This is a genomic window from Curtobacterium sp. Csp1, from assembly GCF_013347185.1.
This window is the reverse complement of record NZ_CP054594.1, coordinates 1,794,483-1,811,638: the sequence shown is the minus strand read 5'-3', so window position 1 is coordinate 1,811,638 and position 17,156 is coordinate 1,794,483. Positions and strand designations below refer to the sequence as shown.

The following is a 17,156-nucleotide window of genomic DNA, read 5'->3' as shown; positions in this document are numbered from 1 at the left end:
GGGGTGCCCGGCGATGTCCCCGGCCGCCGCTACCGTGACGGCATGCGGATCCTCCACACCGGCGACTGGCACCTCGGCCGCACGCTGCTCGGAGCCGACCTGCTCGAGCACCAGGCGGCCTTCGCCGACTTCCTCGTCGACACCGTGCGGGACCGCGCCGTCGACCTGGTCGTCATCGCCGGCGACGTCTACGACCGCGCGATCCCGCCCGTCGACGCCGTCCGCCTGCTCTCCCGCACGCTCGAGCGCCTGGCGCAGACGGCGACCGTCGTCCTGACCCCGGGCAACCACGACTCCGCGGCACGGCTCGGCTTCGGCGCCGGGGTGATGCACGACCGGGTCCGCATCGTCGCCGAGCCCGCGCGGCTGGCCGACCCGGTGCTCCTCGCCGACGACCACGGCCCGGTCGCGGTCTACGGCATCCCCTACCTGCACCCCGACCTGACGCGGTACGCCCTCGCTCCGGTCCCCGACGAGCCACTCGCCCGGTCGCACCAGGCCGTCGTCGAGGCCGCGGTGGACCGCATCCGCGCCGACCTCGGCGCGCGTCCCGGGCACCGCAGCGTCGTCGTCGCGCACGCCTTCGTCAGTGGTGCCGCGCCGAGCGACAGCGAGCAGGACATCCGTGTCGGCGGGGTCGACCAGGTGTCGGCCACGGTGTTCGACGGCATCGATTACGTGGCGCTCGGGCACCTGCACGGGCCGCAGCGGGTGGGCGACGGCGACCGGATCCGGTACGCGGGCTCCCCGCTCGCGTTCTCGTTCGGCGAGCGGCACCAGCGCAAGAGCGTGACCCTCGTCGACCTCGCGGCGGACGGCGGCGTCGCGGTCGAGCTCCTGCCGGCACCGGTGCCGCGCCGCCTGGTGGACGTCCGCGCCACGATCGACGCGATCGAGTCCGGTGCGCACCACGCCGACGCCGATGCGTGGGTCCGGGTCGCGGTCACCGACACCGTGCACCCCGAGCGGATGTACGCCCGCGTCCGCGACCACTTCCCGTTCGCCCTGGCGGTCACGCACGAGCCCGCGGAACGCCCCGAGCGCGTCGCCGCCCGCGCGGTGAGCGCCACCTCCGACCCGGTCGAGGTCGCCGCGGACTTCGTGACCTTCGCGACGGGTGCGGCGCCGGACGACGACGACCTGGCGGTCCTGACCGAGGCGTACGAGGCCGCACTGCAGACCCTCGACGCGGACGGGACGCGCTGATGTACCTGCACCGCCTCGAACTCCGCGCGATCGGGCCGTACCCGGATACCGTCGTCATTGACTTCGCCGCGCTCGCCGCCTCGGGGGTGTTCCTGCTCGAGGGGCCGACGGGGTCCGGCAAGTCGACGATCATCGACGCCGTCGTGTTCGCCCTGTACGGCGGCCTCGCGGGGGAGTCCTCGACGCCCGACCGCCTGCACAGCCAGCACGCCGACCCCGCGACCGAGCCCTTCGTCGAGCTGGTCTTCGAGACGGGTGCCGGGCTGTTCCGGGTCCGGCGCACCCCGCAGTACGACCGACCCAAGCAGCGCGGCACCGGCACGGTCCGGCAGCAGGCGTCCGCCCAGCTCTTCCGTCTGGCGCACCCCGCCGACCCCGCGGGCGAACCGGTGTCGTCCCGCATCCCGGAGATCGGGCTCGAGGTCACGCGGATCGTCGGGCTCGACCGCGCGCAGTTCCTGCAGACCGTCGTGCTGCCCCAGGGCGAGTTCGCGCGGTTCCTGCGGTCCCCGGGCGAGGAACGCCGGAAGCTCCTGCAGTCCCTGTTCGGCACGCAGGTCTACGACCGCACGGCCGACGAGCTCGCGGCCCGTCGTCGCGCGGTCCTCGCCGAGGTCGAGGGCGCCGAGTCCCGCGTCCGCGACGCACAGTCCCGGTTCGCGCAGGCCGCCGGGGTCGAGGATCCCGACGAACGCGCCGTCGACGACGTGGTCGCCGGTCTCCGCAGCGTCGCCGCCGAGACCGACGAGCACCGCCGGGCCGCGGTGTCCGACGCCGAGCGGGCCCGAGAGCGCGAGCGGTCGGTCCGCGAGCGCGTCACCGCCCGCGAACGTCGTGCCGCACTGCTCGACCGTCGTCGGGCGCTCGACGCCGCCGCGGACGAGGTCACCGCGGCGCGCGATCGTCTGGCACTCGGCGAACGCGCCACCCGCGTCGCGACGAGCGCCGACGCCCTCGACGCGGCGCGCGCGCGTGCCGCACAGGCGACGGATGCGGCGGCGTCGCAACGGCAGGGTGCCGGGCTCGACGCCGACACCGACGTGGTCGGCCTCCGGACCGCCCTCGCCGACTGTCTGTCGGACGTCCGACACCTCGTCGCGGTCGAGCGCACCTTCGCGACCCGTCGCCGGAGCGCTGCGGACGCGGCCGTCCGAGCCGAGGACCTCGCGGCACGGTCGGCGGCGCTCGTCGACGCGCTCGAGCGCCGTCCGGCCGAGCGCGCGACGATCGTCGAGTCCGCCCGGACCGCCGCCGCCCTCGCCGCCGACGCCGAGCCCGCCCGGGTCGAGGTCGAACGGGTTGCTCAGCTCCGGGCCGACCTGTCCACCCGCGTCACGGCAGCCCGAGCCCAGGAGCAGGCCGAGCGAGCGGTCGCGAGTGCCCGGGCCGCAGCGACGGCCGCGCTCGCCACGGAGACCGACCTGCGCGCCCGACGGATCGCCGGCCTCGCCGGGGAACTCGGCGCCGCCCTGCAGCCGGGCGACGCCTGCCCGGTGTGCGGTGCGGTCGAGCACCCGAGCGTCGCGGTGCCGCAGGACGACCACCCCTCCGCCGACGCGGTCGAGTCCGCCGCGTCCGCTGCCCGCGCTGCCGAGGCCGCCCTCGCCGCCGCGGCGACCGACCTCGCGCTCGCGCAGCAGGAACACGAGCGGCTCCGGACGGTGCTCGGCGACCTCGACGCCGACACCCTCGAGGCCCGTGCGACCGCTGCGGCCGAGCGGGTCCGGGCAGCACACGACGCTGCCGTCCAGGTGCTCGACCTCGAGCGCCGGCGCAGCGCCCACGACGAGCAGACCCGCGCCCTCGAGCAGGAGCGCACCACGGTCGCGTCCGAGCACGCCGTCCTGGTGTCCTCCGCCGCGGCCGAGTCGGAGCGGCTCGCCCAGGACACCGCTGCCGTCGACGCTGCCGTCCGTCGCGCCACCGGGGCGCTCGACGCCGGCACGAGTGCGAGCACCGACACTGCCGCGGGCGGGAGCTCGCTCGCTGACGCGGTGCGTGCCCTGGACGACCGTGTCGCGGAGCTCGACGCCGTGCTCGCTGCGGACGTCCGCGCCGCCACGGCTGCCGCGTCCGTCGCCGAGCGGCAGTCGGAGGTCACCGAGGTCTGCGCCGAGCAGGGCTTCGAGTCCGTCGAGCGGGCCCGCGCGGCACTCGTCCCCGCGGCCGAGGGGGAACGCCTCCGTGCCGTCGTGGCCACGGCGGACCGGGAGCGGGCCGTCGTCGACGCCGGCCTCACCGAGGCGGCCGTCGCCGAGGCCGCCCGGACCGCCGACGAACCCCTCGACCTGACGGCAGCCGTCGCCGCGCGCGACTCCGCGGTCGAGCGCGCCGACGCCGCCACCCGGGTCGCGGTCTCGGCGGCCGACCGGCTCGAAGCCGCCGCCCGGTGCGGCGAGGACGTCGCTCGTGCCGTCCGTGCGCGGGAGTCCACGTCCGCCCGGAGCCGCGCGGTCGTGCGGCTGGCCGACGTCGCCGCCGGGTCCACCTCGGTCAACCCGAGCGGCATCACCCTCGGCACGTACGTGCTCATGCGGCGGTTCGAGGACGTCGTCGCTGCCGCGAACGACCGACTGAGGGGCATGCTCGGCGGCCGGTTCACCCTCGAGACCTCCGAGGAGCGCGAGACCGGTTCACGCGCCCGCAAGACCGGACTCGCCCTCGCCGTGCACGACCACACGACCGACACGCTCCGGGCTCCCGGCAGCCTGTCCGGCGGCGAGACCTTCACGGTGTCGCTCTGCCTGGCGCTCGGGCTCGCCGACGTCGTGCAGGCCGAGGCCGGCGGCGTCGCGCTCGGCACGCTCTTCGTCGACGAGGGCTTCGGGACGCTCGACCCGGAGACACTCGACGACGTGATCGGGCAGCTCGCCCGGCTCACGGCCGGCGGACGACAGGTCGGCATCGTCAGCCACGTCGAGGAGCTCAAGCAGCGCATCCCCGAGCGCATCGCGGTCCGCCGGACCCCCGGCGGAGGGTCCCGCGTCACCACCACCGTCTGACGCCCGGCCCGGCCCGGCCCGGACTGGACTGGCCCGACCCGACACGGCAGAGCCCGGCCGGCACGTCCGGAGCGGACCGCGAGCGGTCGTCAGGGCGACGGCGACACGTCCACCGTGCCGTCGGGCGGCGGCAGGATGTCCGACGCGATCCACGGGTAGACGAAGGTGAAGAGCACCCACACGACCGCGGCGATGAGCACGAGCAGCTCGAGCACCTTCAGGACGACGGGGCCCGGCAGGATGCGCCAGACGAACGGGAAGATCAATTCGGCGTCTCCGAGAGTTCCTTCGGGGTGCCCTCCGAAGCGGGCATCCAGTAGTCGAGCTTGGCGTGCGTGACGTACCGCTCCTTGGCCGACCACATCGGGTGGCAGGCGGTGAGCGTGAGCCAGCGGTCCTCGGCGGTGGGCTGCACGCCGGGCTGGTTCGGCACGGGGGCGATCGTCTCGATCTTGTCGGGCGTGACGATCTGCGAGTCGGTGACCTTGTAGACGTACCAGACGTCGAAGTCCTTCGCCTTGTCGGTCACGCGTACGACGATCGAGTCGCCGTTCTTCAGGTCCGCGATCTGGTTGAGCGGCTTGCCGTAGGTGACGCGGTGGCCGGCGACGGCGAAGTTGCCCTCGGCCCCCGGCATCGCGGTGTCCTGGTAGTGGCCAAGGCCGATCGTGTTGAGGACCTTCTCACGGTCCGTGCCCTCACCGATCGGGCGGTTGTAGTCCGCGCCGAACCGGGGGATCTGCATCGTGCCGAACACCGTCGACAGTCCCGGAGGCTCGGCCAGGACGGGAGCGGCCTCGCGGTGCTCGGTCCCCGCGGTCTTGGGCACCGCGGTCTGCTTGAGGTCCTGCACGAGGGCGGTCTGCTCGTTCACCGCGACCACGTCGGTCCACCACGCGGTCCAGAGCACGTAGAGCCCGGTGCCGGCGCCCGCGATGATGAGCAGCTCGGCGAGCAGGGACACGAGCGCGCCACCGACCGTCTGCTTCGGGCGGCGCCGGCGGGGGCGCTCCGGGATCTCGTCACCGGACGGAGACAGCCCCGACGGCATGGTGTCGTGTGCGGTCACGGGGCTCCTGGTCCGAGGTGCGGTGGTCGAACAGGTATAGCAGACGTGAGCGTCCGTCCGGTGGGGGCCGCGCTAGCCTGTGGACATGTCGTACCGCTTCCGAACCTTCGCTGAGGACGACACCGCCGCCGTCGTCGCCCTGTGGGAAGCGTGCGGACTCCTCCGCCCGTGGAACGACCCGTACCGCGACATCGCCCGCAAGACCGCCGAGCAGCCCGAGCTCTTCCTGGTCGCCGAGTCCTCGGACGCCGCTGCCCCCACCCTGGTCGGCGCCGGCATGGCCGGCTACGACGGCCACCGCGGCTGGGTGAACTACCTCGCCGTCGACCCGGACCAGCAGGGCACCGGGCTCGGCCGCGCCTTCATGGCCGAGTTCGAACGGCTGCTGCTCGCGCGCGGCTGCCCGAAGGTCAACGTCCAGGTGCGGGCCGGCAACGAGCGGGTGCTCGGGTTCTACGCCTCGCTCGGGTACGCCGAGGACCACGCGGTGTCGCTCGGCAAGCGACTGATCGCGGACGACCGACCCGACCCGCGCGAGCCAGACGGCCGCCCGCCTCACGCGAGCGCGAGCCCGACGGCCGCCGCGAACGCGAGCCCGATCCCGCTCCACTGCACGGGCGTGAGGCGCTCCCGCAGCACCACACCCGCGAGCGCCACCGTGCCGATCGGGTACAGCGCGGTGAGCACGCTCACCACCGGCAGCGTCGACGGGTCGTCCCCGGCGCGGAGCGCCGCCTGGATGCACACGTTCGCCAGCGCGTCGAGCACCCCGCAGGCGACGACCGTCGCCACGACGCGACGCGACCACGCACCCGCGCGTGCCGACCTGCCCACGCGCACCGTGCCTCCAGTCCCTGCAGCAGCACCCACCGGACGCGACGCACCGACAGCGAGCGCTGCACCCGCCGGACCCGACGCGCCGGACCGCACCGCGACCACCACCGCAGCCGCCCCGAGCAGCACCGTCTGCACCCCGCGCGCCACGAGCAGCGGCGCGACCCCCGAGCCGTCCGGCGCCGCGTCGTAGGCGAGCACGATCCCACCGAACCCGCACCCCGCGACGGCTGCCGTGACCAGCCCGGCCGGGGTGACCCGCGCGCCGGAGGTGTCCCGCACCGCCGCGACGAGCACGACCGCGACGACCGCCACCACGAGCGCGACCCACGCCGTCGGCGACAGCGACGTGCCCCGGACGAGCGCGACGACCACGGGCACGACGGCCGCGAAGACGGCGGTCAGTGGCGACAGGACGCTCATCGGACCGATCGCGAGCGCGCGGTAGAGCAGCAGCACCGCGACCCCGCCGGAGAGCCCCGCGACGAGCCCCCACCCGACGGCCGATCCGGTCAGATCCGCGCCGACGAGCGGGATCCCGACCGCGAGCGGCACCAGCCCGACCGCGGCGGCGGCCGCGGCGACCGTGACGGCGCGCAGCCGCCGGGCCGCGACGCCGCCCAGGAAGTCGGCGGCGCCGTAGACGACGGCCCCGGTCAGGCCGAGCAGCACGGTGAGCACGGCTCCCATCCTGCCCGGCCCGGTAGCCTGCGCAGCGTGAGCGTTCCGTACCACCGCCTGCCCCGCGTCGACGCCCGTTGGCGGTGGTGGCGCCCGCTCGTCGCGCTGGCGGTCCTGGCCGGGTGGTACGTCGCGACGCAGGTGGTCCTGGCGGTCGCCTACTTCGTCCCGATCGGGGCGTCGCAGGGACCCGAGGGGCTGATGCGCTTCCAGCAGGACCTGGCCAGCGGCGCGCTCGACCCGACCGATCCGCTGATCCTGTCGCTGTCCCTGGTGTCGCTCGTCGTGCTGCTCCCCGGCATCCTGCTCGCGGTCAAGGTCGCGAAGCTCGGCCCGGCGAACGTCCTGTCGTCGACGCGCTTCCGGGTGCGCTGGCGCTGGACCGCGTGGTGCCTGCTGCCGACGCTCGTCATCGCGGCGATCATGTTCTCGGTCCAGACCATCGGCATGTTCACGTTCGACGGCGGGTTCGGCTGGGACCACGCTGCGATCGGGCAGTCGACCGTCTCGGTCAGCACACTCACGCTGACGATCGTCCTGGTCGTGCTGCTCGTCCCGTTCCAGGGTGCGGCCGAGGAGTACGTCTTCCGCGGCTTCCTCATGCAGACGATCGGCTCGTGGATCCCGGTCCGCTTCGTCGGCACAGTCGTGGCGGTCGGCGTCTCGACCGTCGTGTTCGCGCTGCTGCACATCCCGAACGGCTACAACGTCTGGGGCATCCTCGACGTCGGCTCGTTCGGTCTCGTCGCCGCGATCATCGTGCTGCGCACCGGCGGCATGGAGGCGACGGTGCTCCAGCACGCCTTCAACAACATCATGATCTTCGTGCTGCAGGCGCCCGGCTGGTCGCGGATCGACCTGACGTCGCAGGACGCGCAGGGCACCGTGGGCGGATGGCTCGTGACGCTCGGCACCTCGCTCCTGTACTGGGGGATGGTCGAGGTGCTCGCGCGGTGGCGGAAGCTGGACCGGCGGTTCGCCGGTCACGAGGCGCCCCGCTTCCGGGGGACGCCGCCGGCCTTCGCAGGTGGGTCGCGTTGGTTCCGGCCGGGAGGCACGGGGTGGGCGGGTGCACCGGCCCGCGTCGACGACGCGGCCGGGTCCGGCGACCGCACGGGTGCCGCTGTGGACAGTGCGGTGGGTGTCGCCCGTCGCCCGTAGGCTCGTGGCATGAGTTCCACGCCCGCGCTGGACGTCCTGCACCGGGTCTGGGGGTACGACGCCTTCCGGGGTGAGCAGGCCGCCATCATCGACCAGGTGGTGGGTGGCGGCGACGCGCTCGTCCTGATGCCGACCGGCGGCGGCAAGTCGCTCTGCTACCAGGTGCCCGCGCTCGTGCGCGACGGCATCGGGGTCGTCGTCTCGCCGCTCATCGCCCTCATGCAGGACCAGGTCGACGCCCTCGCGGCGAACGGCGTGCAGGCGGCGTTCCTCAACTCGACGCAGGGACCCGACGAGCGCGCCCGGGTCGAGCGCGCGGTGGTGTCCGGGCAGGTCGACATGCTCTACCTCGCGCCCGAGCGACTGCGGCTCGAGTCCACCCGCTCCCTGCTCGACCGCGCGCGGATCGCGCTGTTCGCGATCGACGAGGCGCACTGCGTCGCCCAGTGGGGCCACGACTTCCGGCCGGACTACCTCGAGCTGAGCGTCCTGCACGAGCGCTGGCCGACGGTGCCGCGGATCGCCCTGACCGCCACCGCCACACCGCAGACCCACCGCGAGATCTCCGCCCGCCTCGGCCTCGACGACGCCGCGCACTTCGTCGCCGACTTCGACCGACCGAACATCCAGTACCGGATCGAGCCGAAGACCGGGGCGCTCCAGCAGCTCCTGACGTTCATCCGCACCGAGCACAGCGGCGACGCGGGCATCGTGTACTGCCTGTCCCGGAACTCGGTCGAGCGCACCGCGGCGGCCCTCGCCGAGCAGGGCATCCCGGCGCTGCCGTACCACGCCGGGCTCGACGCGAAGGTCCGCGAACGCAACCAGTCGACCTTCCTGCGCGAGGACGGCGTCGTCATGGTCGCGACCATCGCGTTCGGCATGGGCATCGACAAGCCCGACGTCCGGTTCGTGGCGCACCTGGACCTGCCCAAGTCGGTCGAGGGCTACTACCAGGAGACCGGCCGTGCCGGGCGGGACGGGCTGCCCTCGACCGCGTGGCTCGCGTACGGGCTGAACGACGTCGTGCAGCAGCGGCGGATGATCGACCAGTCCGAGGGCGACGCCGCACACCGTCGGCAGCTGAGCGCGCACCTCGACGCGATGCTCGCCCTGTGCGAGACGATCGAGTGCCGCCGGGTGCGGCTGCTCGCGTACTTCGGGCAGGAGTCGACGCCGTGCGGCAACTGCGACACGTGCATCGCGCCGCCGGAGCCCTGGGACGGCACCGTCCCCGCGCAGAAGCTGCTGTCGACGGTCGTCCGGCTCGACCGGGAGCGTGGGCAGCGGTACGGCGTGGCACACCTCGTCGACATCCTGATCGGCAAGCAGTCGCCGCGCGTGCAGGAGCTCCGACACGACCAGCTCGCCACGTTCGGCATCGGCAGCGACCTGAGCGAGGGGGAGTGGCGCGCCGTCGCCCGGCAGTTGCTGGCGCAGGGCTACGCCGCGGTCTCCGGCGACGGGTTCGGCACGGTGGTGCTCAGCCCGACCAGTGCGGAAGTCCTGAGCGGGCGCGTGCAGGTCCTCATGCGCCGCGACCCCGTGCAGTCCACCCGGTCGTCGCGCACCCGTCGTACGGTCGTGACGGACATGCCGCGGGAGGCCGTCGGGCTGTTCGAGGCCCTGCGTGCCTGGCGTGCCGGGCAGGCCCGCGAACAGGGCGTCCCCGCCTACGTGGTGTTCAACGACGCGACGCTCCGCGGCATCGCGGCGGTGAAGCCCGCCGACCAGGACGAGCTCGCCGAGATCTCCGGCGTCGGCACGGCGAAGCTCGAGCGGTACGGTCGCGCGGTGCTCGACGTGGTCGCGGCGCACGCGGACTGAGCGGCGGGACAGGGTCCCGGCCGCACCGGCTGGGACACATTCCGTCGGCGGCATGCGGTTCCGCGGGCGCTCACTACACTCGGGTACTCGCCAACGAGGAGGTCAGGTGCCCGGTTCGACCAAGCTCGCCACGTCCATGAGCCGTGCCGTGGTGACGCCCCTCGCGCGGATGCTCTGGCGTCCGCGGATCATCGGCAGGAAGCACGTCCCGAAGCACGGACCGGTGATCCTCGCGAGCAACCACCGCTCGTTCATCGACTCTCCGGCGATCACGCTCATGGCTCCGCGGAAGGTGTCGTTCCTCGCGAAGCAGGAGTACTTCACCGGGACGGGTCTGCGCGGCGCGGTGTCCCGGGCGTTCTTCGGCGGCATCGGTGCGATCGGTGTCGAGCGTGGGGCGGGAGCCGCGGCGCAGCACGCCCTCGACCTCGGGCTCGAGCGGCTCGAGGCCGGTGAGGCCTTCGCGATCTACCCAGAGGGCACCCGATCCCTCGACGGGCGGCTTTACAAGGGCCGGACGGGCGTGGCCTGGCTCGCGTTGACGAGCGGCGCCCCGGTGGTGCCCGTCGCCCTGACGGGGACCGAGCACGTGCAGCCCGTGGGCTCGCGCGTCCCCAAGCTCGCGAGGGTGACCATCGAGTTCGGTGAGCCGATGGACCTGTCCTCGTTCGGCGACGCCTCGTCCGGTCGGGCGCGACGGCACGCCACGGATGCGGTGATGGCGGCGATCCAGGCCCTGAGCGGCCAGGAGCCGGCGAACGCGTACAACAACCCGCCCGCCACGATCGTCGAGCGGGTCAAGCAGGTGCTGCGCCGGGACGATCCGACGCAGGCCGTCGAGCCGGACTGACCCAGAACGCCTATTGCACATCTGGAATATCAGTGGTTCAATCGGTCCGTGCCCGAGCGGCACGTGACCGAGCGGCCCGACAGGAACGGGCCGCGCCGACCCTGACCAGAAGGCACGCAGCATGTCCTCCACCCCGCTCTTCGACGCCGTCTCCCGCCGGACGTCCGCACCCGCAGTCTCCGCACCCGCAGTCCCCGCGGTGACAGGCCCCACCCCAGCAGCTCCCGCGCCTGCCGCACTCGCCCCCGCGGCTCGTGCGTCCGCCCCGCTCGCGACCGCGCCCGTCCCGTCGTCCCCGCTGTCCGCGCCCGTCCCGCCGCAGACATCGGCAGTCGTGCCCGCTGCGCTCGTCACCGCGATCGACGAGATCCCCGCCCGACTCGGTGCCGCGCTCGACGCCGAGCACGCGGTGTCGTCCGAGCAGCTCGCCCTCGTCGAGGCCGTCGCCGACGCGATCACCCGCGCGGTCGTCGACGCCGTCGTCGGCGAGCTCGACCGGATCACCCGCGACGGCGTCGTCCGCGCCTGACCCGGACCACCGCGATGACCGCACCGGACCCCGTCCTCCGCCCGCGAGCCGCCGCACGGCACGCCGCCGGCGCCCGACGCTCCCGGTCGGTGCGTCCCGGCCCCACGACCACCGGGGCGGCAGTCCCCCCTGCTGCCGCCCCGGTCTCCATCCGGACGTCCGCACGACGTCCCTCGACCACCGGGGCGGCGGTCCCCCCTGCCGCCGTCCCGGTGCCGCTCCCGCAGGCGGCTCGGCCGTCGTTCTCCTCGTCCTCGTCCTCGTCGAGTCGCCGTGCCGCGCTCGCCCGCGAGCGGTCCGTCGCCGGTCGCCGCGCCCGACGGGTCCGACGAACCTCCGGTGACCCGGCGCGGGCACTGCTCCGCACCGTCGTCCGCCCGACGTCCACCGTGCCTCGACTGTCCGTGACCGCTGCTGCACTGTCCGCCTGTCTCGTCGTCTCGGTGTCCACCCCGGCGCAGGCGCTGGAACCGACGCTCCCGGCGGCCGCCAGACCCCACGGCACCGCCCAGTGGTACGCCGTCGCGACCGGATCGAACCCCGACGTGCAGCGCGACGACTTCTCGGTCCGCGACGACTTCCGGCGTGGGCCGCGCATCAGCTCCGACGTCACGGTGGTCCGACCGGTCGACGGCACGGTCCCCACCGCCGGGGGCTTCGGCGGTCGCCACGTCGACGGGTGCAGCGCGTGCTCGACGAACCACCACGGACTCGACTTCGCCGCCCGTGCCGGGACCCCGGCCGTCGCGGTCATGTCCGGCACGGTGGTGTCCGCCGGGGTCCTCGGCGGGTACGGCAACCAGGTGCTGCTCCGCCACCCGGACGGCACCGAGACGCGGTACGCGCACCTGTCTCGCATCGACGTGGTGGTCGGGCGCCAGGTCGCGGTCGGCGAACCGGTCGGCGCCGTCGGCAGCACCGGCGTCTCGACCGGGGCGCACCTGCACTTCGAGGTCATCGTCGGCGGTGTCCCGGTCGACCCCGCGCCGTGGCTCGCTGCACGCGGGCTGCTCTGACCCGGGCTGCCCGGCGCCCGCGCCCGCGGCCGTGGGCTGTACGGACTGACCGGGACCCGTCCGCACCCGGGGCGTAGCGTCGGGACGAGGGCGGCACGGCGTCGTCCGAGGACGGAGACGCACGTGCGTGTGACGGTGCTGGGCACAGGGAAGATGGGGGCAGGGGTCGCGCGGTCGCTGCTCCGCGAGGGACACGACGTCACGGTCTGGAACCGTAACGCCGACCGTGCCGCGCCGCTCGCCGACGACGGCGCCACGGTCGGGAACGACGCGTCCGCTGCGGTGGCGGAGGCCGAGGTCGTCCTCCTGACGCTGTTCGACACCGACGCGGTGGTCGACGTGCTCGAAGCCGCAGCCGGGGACGCGCCGACCGACGCCGTGTGGGTGCAGGCCTCGACGATCGGGGTCGCGGGTACCGAGACCGTCGTGCAGCTCGCCGGCAAGTACGGCATCACCCTCGTCGAGGCGATGATGCTCGGGACGAAGGGCCCGGCGGAGCAGGGCAAGCTCACCATGCTCGCCGCGGGCCCCTCGGTGACGGTCGACCGGATCGACCCGGTGCTCGACGCGATCGGCGCGAAGACCGTCCGGGCCGGCGAGCGGGTCGGTGACGGCACCGCGCTGAAGCTCGCCGCGAACGCCTGGGTCGCCGCGATCACGGCGGCGACCGGCCAGTCCCTCGCCATCGCCCGCGCGCTCGGACTCGACCCGCACCTGTTCCTCGACGCGATCGAGGGCACCGCGAGCGACTCGCCCTACGCGCACACGAAGGGCGAGGCAATGCTGTCGGGGGAGTTCGCGCCGCAGTTCGCGCTCGACGGGATCCGCAAGGACATCGGGCTCATCCGTGACGCCGCGCGGGACGCCGGGATCTCGACGGAGCTGCTCGACGGCATCGACCGGGTCTACGCGCAGGCGAGCGCGGACGGGCACGGCGGCGACGACATCGCGGCGGTCGGCACCGCGTTCTGACGCAGGTCAGGGCCGGCGCCACCAGGTCGGGTCGCCGTGGCCGGCGCCAGCCCGTCAGGGCCGGCGGAGCCAGCGCCGCAGCGCGCCGGTGAGCCGGCCCACGGCCTCGTCGTTCATCGTGTTCGCGAGGTCGAACGCCTCGCGTGCCGGGTCGGCCCCAGCCTGGATGCGCCGGAGGGCGGCGTCCGAGCGGGCACGGGCGTCGAGCTCCGCCAGGGGCATGTCGTCCTCGGGGTCGTGCGCCGGCACCGCCGTGGGGTCGTCGGTCGCGCGCATGCCGTCAGGCTACGCGGACCGCTCGTCCTCGTCATCGTCCTGGTCGACGACACGGGCCATCTCCTCGAGGAACGCGACCACGACGCCCATGTCCGACTGGGGCAGGTGCTCGGCGACCTCGAGCGTGCGGGTGTCGAGTTCGTCGATCACCTGCAGCACCTGCCGCATCGAGCCGCCGGACGCGGTGAGGATGACCCCGCGGCGGTCGTGCGGGTCGGCGTGCCGCTCGACGTGTCCGCTCCGGACGAGCCGGTCGACGAGCGCCGACGTCGACGCCGGCGTGATCTCGAGTCGGTCGGCCAGCTCCTTCGAGTTCACCGCACGGCCGGTGGCCTCGGCGTCGAGCAGGATGCGCAGCGCGAGCAGGGCGTTCTCGCCGATGCCGAGCGCCTCGCGTGCCCGTCGCTGGGCAGCGCTCTCGGCGCTCCGGTACCTGCGGAGCGCATTGAGTACGTCCACCGCGTCGACCCTGGAACCCTTGCCATACCAGAAGCCCGTGGTGGTGTCCGTCACCTCGGTCGTCATGAGGACAATGCTAGACGCTCTAGTTAGATTGTCTAGCGAGTGCGCGGGAACCGATGCACTTCCCAGCGACCCGGTGGCCGCTCTGCGCGCTCCGCGACCGGTGCAACACCGGTGACCCGCGCCCGTAACACCAGCGCAACGACCCCTCAGTAGGTTCACCCCATGCAGGAGCCGACGTGCTGAGCCGACTCGCGGGGAGCGTGTTCCGTGTCGGGACCGCGGTCGAGCGTGCCGACGTCGTCGCCCGGATGCTCGAGGTGTACGTCGTCCGCCCGGACGTCGTCGCCGCGGGGGAGGACCCGGCGGTCGCGTCGGCGCTGCGCGCGGTGCTCGGCGCCCATGGCCCGGGACGGTCCGGACGGGCCGCGACGATCGAGTCGCTCGCGCTCGACCGTCACGAGCCGGCCTCCGTCGCGTCCGCGGTCGCGGTGGCCCGGGACGACGCCCGCCGGGCCCGCGAGGTCGTCCCCACGGAGCTCTGGGACTGCCTCGACGTCACCCGGTCCCGGATGCCGCGGAAGGTGTCGGTCGAACGGGCGCACGAGTTCCTGGCGTGGGTCCGAGAGCGGAGCGCCCTGGCCGTCGGGGTCGTCGAGGGCGACGCGAGCCGCGACGAGGTGTGGGAGTTCTTCACGCTCGGCCGGTCGCTCCTGCGCTGCGGGGCCACCGCGCGGCTCCTCGCCTCGGACCTCGTCGACACCGCGGCGCCGCACTCCTGGGCGACCGCGCTCCGGGCCTGCGGCGCCGTCGAGGCCTTCCGACGAGGCCGCGACCACCGTGCGACGGACCCGGCGAGCGTCGCGGGCTTCCTGCTCCGGGACGGGCACAGTCCGCGGTCGCTCGCGTTCCTCGCGCAGCGGGCGGACGACTGCCTGGCCGACGTCGCGCCGGCCTGCGTCGCGGACGAGGTCGAGGCCTTCCGTCGGGCACGCGCCGCGCTCGAGCACCCCGACGCCGAGCAGCCCGACGCGTGGCCGCGCACGGTGACGGCGCGTCTCGCCGCGGCGGTCGACGCCGTGGTGGCGGCCCTCGACGAGCGCGTGTTCGCGGCCGCCGTCCCGGCGCGCTGACGGCCCCGCCGCTCACCCGTCGCTCCGCGAGCGGGCCACTTCTGTCACGCTCGCCGACCGCGGGCGACCAGTTCCGCCCGCTCGGCGGACGACGGGCGGCGCGTCCTGCCCGCTCGCGGCGCGACCGGCGGCGGTGGGGCCGGGTGGTGACGGCGTGGAGGCACGGTGCGGGCCCGCCACGCGCCTCCCGTCCGCCCTGTCCCCGTCCCTGGGCCCGCCTCGCGTCACCGCACCGCGAGCGGGCCACTTCTGTCACGCTCGGCGCGCGTGGGTGACCGGTTCCGCCCGCTCGGCGGACGACGGACGGCGCGTCGTGCCCGCTCGCGCCGCGCACGGCGCGACCAGCGCACGCGGGTCCTGCCGGACCCGCAGGTCAGACGGCGCTCGAGCGGTCCGCGACCGCCTCGTCGCGCTCCAGGTCCCGCCGGATCGCGGCGCGCGACGCGCGCGTCCCGACCACGGGGATCGCGTGCGTGACCGCGAGGTGCAGGCGGTTGTCGGCGTCGTACCGGACCCGGAAGCGCTCCCACCGGACGAGCCACACGAGGGCGATCGCCAGCGCGACGAACCCGGACGCGGCACCGACGACGATCGCCCACCGTGGCCCCCAGGCATCCGCGACGGCGCCGACGATCGGTGCGCCGATGGGGGTGCCGCCCGCGAAGATCGCCATGTAGAGCGCCATCACGCGGCCGCGCATCGCCGGCTTCGTGGTGGTCTGGACGAGGGCGTTCGCGGTCGTCATGAACGTCAGCGAGGCGAGGCCGACGAACACCAGCACGACGGCGAACGACCAGTAGGTCGGGGCGAGGGCGGCCGCGGTGCACGCGAGCCCGAACCCGGCAGAGGCGATCACGAGCGTGCGCATCCTCGGGCGGTCCCGCCGGGCGGAGAGGAGCGCACCGGCGACCGAGCCGATCGCCATCACCGAGTTGAGCAGGCCGAACTCACCGGCGCCCTTGCCGAACTCGACGCGCGCCATCGTCGAGGTGAAGATCGGGAAGTTCACGCCGAACGTACCGACGACGAAGATCATGCAGAGCACGACGATGATGTCCGGCCGGGTCCGGACGTACCGGAAGCCCGCCACGATCTGGCCCCTGCCGCGCCCTGCACGAGGTCGGTCGGCGAGCTGTGCGGGGTCGACGAAGCGCAGCGCGACGAGGACCGCCAGGAACGAGCCGGCGTTGATGACGAACACCCATCCCGAGCCGATCGCGGCGATGAGCACGCCCGCCACCGCGGGGCCGATCAGCCGCGCTGCGTTGAACGACGCGGAGTTCAGCGCGACGGCGTTCGCCACGTGCTCGCCCTGAACCACGTCGGAGACGAAGGCCTGTCGGATCGGGGTGTCGAACGCGGCGACGATGCCGAGCGCGAGCGCGAAGCCGTACAGCGACCAGAGCGTGGCGGTGTGGGTGAGGACCATGACGCCGAGTCCCAGGCCGAGTGCCCCCATCAGGCCCTGGGTGAGCATGAGCATCTTCCGCCGGTCGAACCGGTCGGCCACGAGTCCGGTGAACGGCAGGAGGAGTAGCTGCGGACCGAACTGCAGGGCCATCGTGATGCCGACCGCGACGGCGTCGTTGTCGGAGAGCTCGGTGAGGACGATCCAGTCCTGCGCGGTGCGCTGCATCCACGTGCCGACGTTGGACACGAGCGCGCCGGCGAACCAGATGCGGTAGTTGCGGGCGGCCAGGGAACGGAACATGGCGGTCACTGCTGGGCCAGCCTCCTCATGACGTCGGTGGCGGCGGCCAGGGTGCGGCGTTCGTCGGGGGTGAGTGCGCCGAGCCTCGGCGTGAGCCAGTCGTCGCGGCGGCGTCGGGTCTCCTCCACGAAGGCGGACCCCGCCGGGGTGGCCGAGAGCAGCACCTTGCGGCGGTCGTCGCCGTGGCCGCTCTTCGACACGAGGCCCCGTTCGACGAGCGCGGCGACGGACTTCGTCATCGACGGGGGCGTCACCCCGTCCTGGCGGCTCAGCTCGGCGAGGGTCATCGCGCCCTCGCGGTGCAGCCGGGCGAGTGCCGAGAAGTGCGCGTCCGGCATGCTCGCGTCGGCCTTCTGCGCGCGGAGCGTCCGCGACAGCCGGTTCACGGCGATGCGGAGGTCGGTGGCGAGGGAGGAGTCGGGCACGG

16 protein-coding genes and 1 pseudogene are annotated in these 17,156 nt (G+C 74.1%); 10 read left to right on the top strand and 7 right to left on the bottom strand.

The annotated features are described in order from the left end of the window. The first annotated feature begins 42 nt into the window (after positions 1 to 42). Together HUN58_RS08710 and HUN58_RS08705 are read left to right on the top strand one after the other, a co-directional pair. Positions 43 to 1,206, top strand: a complete 1,164-nt coding sequence (locus HUN58_RS08710; RefSeq protein ID WP_141860329.1) for an exonuclease SbcCD subunit D — start codon at positions 43 to 45, stop codon at positions 1,204 to 1,206. Beyond that, the gene (locus HUN58_RS08705) at positions 1,206 to 4,208 is read left to right on the top strand and encodes an AAA family ATPase (protein ID WP_141860331.1); all 3,003 of its coding nucleotides are present in this window, start codon (positions 1,206 to 1,208) and stop codon (positions 4,206 to 4,208) included. Before HUN58_RS08710 ends, HUN58_RS08705 begins: the two co-directional genes overlap by 1 nt. A gap of 89 nt (positions 4,209 to 4,297) precedes the next feature. Here the strand turns inward: HUN58_RS08705 and HUN58_RS08700 are convergent, their stop codons facing one another. Further along, positions 4,298 to 4,474, bottom strand: a complete 177-nt coding sequence (locus HUN58_RS08700; RefSeq protein ID WP_167509945.1) for a hypothetical protein — start codon at positions 4,472 to 4,474, stop codon at positions 4,298 to 4,300. Next, positions 4,471 to 5,277 carry a class E sortase gene (locus HUN58_RS08695; RefSeq protein WP_229666968.1) on the bottom strand — a complete coding sequence of 269 codons (807 nt, stop codon included), beginning with the start codon at positions 5,275 to 5,277 and terminating at the stop codon, positions 4,471 to 4,473. Before HUN58_RS08695 ends, HUN58_RS08700 begins: the two co-directional genes overlap by 4 nt. An 85-nt stretch (positions 5,278 to 5,362) precedes the next feature. Between HUN58_RS08695 and HUN58_RS20485 the strand changes: the two are divergent. Then, positions 5,363 to 5,782, top strand: a pseudogene (locus HUN58_RS20485) (GNAT family acetyltransferase); the annotation flags it as partial. Positions 5,783 to 5,832: 50 nt separating this feature from the next. On the opposite strand, the gene HUN58_RS20480 reads toward HUN58_RS20485, so the two are convergent. Next, on the bottom strand, positions 5,833 to 6,792 hold the full coding sequence (locus tag HUN58_RS20480) for an EamA family transporter (RefSeq protein ID WP_254631716.1): 960 nt from the start codon (positions 6,790 to 6,792) through the stop codon (positions 5,833 to 5,835). 36 nt (positions 6,793 to 6,828) lie between these two features. Between HUN58_RS20480 and HUN58_RS08680 the strand changes: the two genes are divergently transcribed. From HUN58_RS08680 to HUN58_RS08655, 6 genes are all read left to right on the top strand, one after another. Next, positions 6,829 to 7,953, top strand: coding sequence for a CPBP family intramembrane glutamic endopeptidase (locus HUN58_RS08680; RefSeq protein WP_114850184.1), 1,125 nt, complete (start codon positions 6,829 to 6,831; stop codon positions 7,951 to 7,953). A 9-nt stretch (positions 7,954 to 7,962) separates the two neighbouring features. Beyond that, entirely contained in the window at positions 7,963 to 9,780 is a 1,818-nt protein-coding gene (gene recQ, locus HUN58_RS08675) for a DNA helicase RecQ (RefSeq protein ID WP_180225671.1), read from the top strand. Positions 9,781 to 9,916: 136 nt separating this feature from the next. After that, the gene (locus tag HUN58_RS08670) at positions 9,917 to 10,630 is read left to right on the top strand and encodes a 1-acyl-sn-glycerol-3-phosphate acyltransferase (protein ID WP_254631682.1); all 714 of its coding nucleotides are present in this window, start codon (positions 9,917 to 9,919) and stop codon (positions 10,628 to 10,630) included. A gap of 121 nt (positions 10,631 to 10,751) precedes the next feature. Next, positions 10,752 to 11,159, top strand: coding sequence for a hypothetical protein (locus HUN58_RS08665; protein WP_180225669.1), 408 nt, complete (start codon positions 10,752 to 10,754; stop codon positions 11,157 to 11,159). A gap of 212 nt (positions 11,160 to 11,371) precedes the next feature. After that, entirely contained in the window at positions 11,372 to 12,175 is an 804-nt protein-coding gene (locus tag HUN58_RS08660) for a M23 family metallopeptidase (protein ID WP_217488592.1), read from the top strand. Positions 12,176 to 12,298: 123 nt separating this feature from the next. After that, positions 12,299 to 13,147, top strand: a complete 849-nt coding sequence (locus HUN58_RS08655) for an NAD(P)-dependent oxidoreductase (RefSeq protein ID WP_257222147.1) — start codon at positions 12,299 to 12,301, stop codon at positions 13,145 to 13,147. A gap of 54 nt (positions 13,148 to 13,201) precedes the next feature. Here HUN58_RS08655 and HUN58_RS08650 read toward each other — a convergent pair whose 3' ends face one another. After that, complete coding sequence (locus HUN58_RS08650; RefSeq protein WP_058740596.1) at positions 13,202 to 13,423, bottom strand: hypothetical protein; 222 nt, start codon at positions 13,421 to 13,423, stop codon at positions 13,202 to 13,204. A gap of 9 nt (positions 13,424 to 13,432) precedes the next feature. After that, positions 13,433 to 13,948, bottom strand: a complete 516-nt coding sequence (locus HUN58_RS08645; RefSeq protein WP_058740595.1) for a MarR family winged helix-turn-helix transcriptional regulator — start codon at positions 13,946 to 13,948, stop codon at positions 13,433 to 13,435. Positions 13,949 to 14,124: 176 nt separating this feature from the next. Between HUN58_RS08645 and HUN58_RS08640 the strand changes: the two genes are divergently transcribed. Then, on the top strand, positions 14,125 to 15,018 hold the full coding sequence (locus HUN58_RS08640; protein WP_180225666.1) for an alpha-E domain-containing protein: 894 nt from the start codon (positions 14,125 to 14,127) through the stop codon (positions 15,016 to 15,018). A gap of 373 nt (positions 15,019 to 15,391) precedes the next feature. Here HUN58_RS08640 and HUN58_RS08635 read toward each other — a convergent pair whose 3' ends face one another. Both HUN58_RS08635 and HUN58_RS08630 read right to left on the bottom strand, forming a co-directional pair. Then, positions 15,392 to 16,738 carry an MFS transporter gene (locus HUN58_RS08635; RefSeq protein ID WP_180225665.1) on the bottom strand — a complete coding sequence of 449 codons (1,347 nt, stop codon included), beginning with the start codon at positions 16,736 to 16,738 and terminating at the stop codon, positions 15,392 to 15,394. Further along, positions 16,735 to 17,154 (bottom strand): MarR family winged helix-turn-helix transcriptional regulator, encoded by a 420-nt coding sequence (locus HUN58_RS08630; protein WP_180225664.1) that lies wholly within the window; start codon positions 17,152 to 17,154, stop codon positions 16,735 to 16,737. The genes HUN58_RS08635 and HUN58_RS08630 overlap by 4 nt, the downstream gene beginning before the upstream one ends. Positions 17,155 to 17,156 lie beyond the last annotated feature (2 nt).

What these genes read in the sequence shown, in the direction of transcription:
- HUN58_RS08650 (WP_058740596.1), bottom strand. Translation starts at nt 13,423, where the DNA reads ATGCGCGCGACCGACGACCCCACGGCGGTGCCGGCGCACGACCCCGAG.
- recQ (WP_180225671.1), top strand. Translation starts at nt 7,963, where the DNA reads ATGAGTTCCACGCCCGCGCTGGACGTCCTGCACCGGGTCTGGGGGTAC.
- HUN58_RS08665 (WP_180225669.1), top strand. Translation starts at nt 10,752, where the DNA reads ATGTCCTCCACCCCGCTCTTCGACGCCGTCTCCCGCCGGACGTCCGCA.
- HUN58_RS08705 (WP_141860331.1), top strand. Translation starts at nt 1,206, where the DNA reads ATGTACCTGCACCGCCTCGAACTCCGCGCGATCGGGCCGTACCCGGAT.
- HUN58_RS08710 (WP_141860329.1), top strand. Translation starts at nt 43, where the DNA reads ATGCGGATCCTCCACACCGGCGACTGGCACCTCGGCCGCACGCTGCTC.
- HUN58_RS08670 (WP_254631682.1), top strand. Translation starts at nt 9,917, where the DNA reads ATGAGCCGTGCCGTGGTGACGCCCCTCGCGCGGATGCTCTGGCGTCCG.
- HUN58_RS08645 (WP_058740595.1), bottom strand. Translation starts at nt 13,948, where the DNA reads ATGACGACCGAGGTGACGGACACCACCACGGGCTTCTGGTATGGCAAG.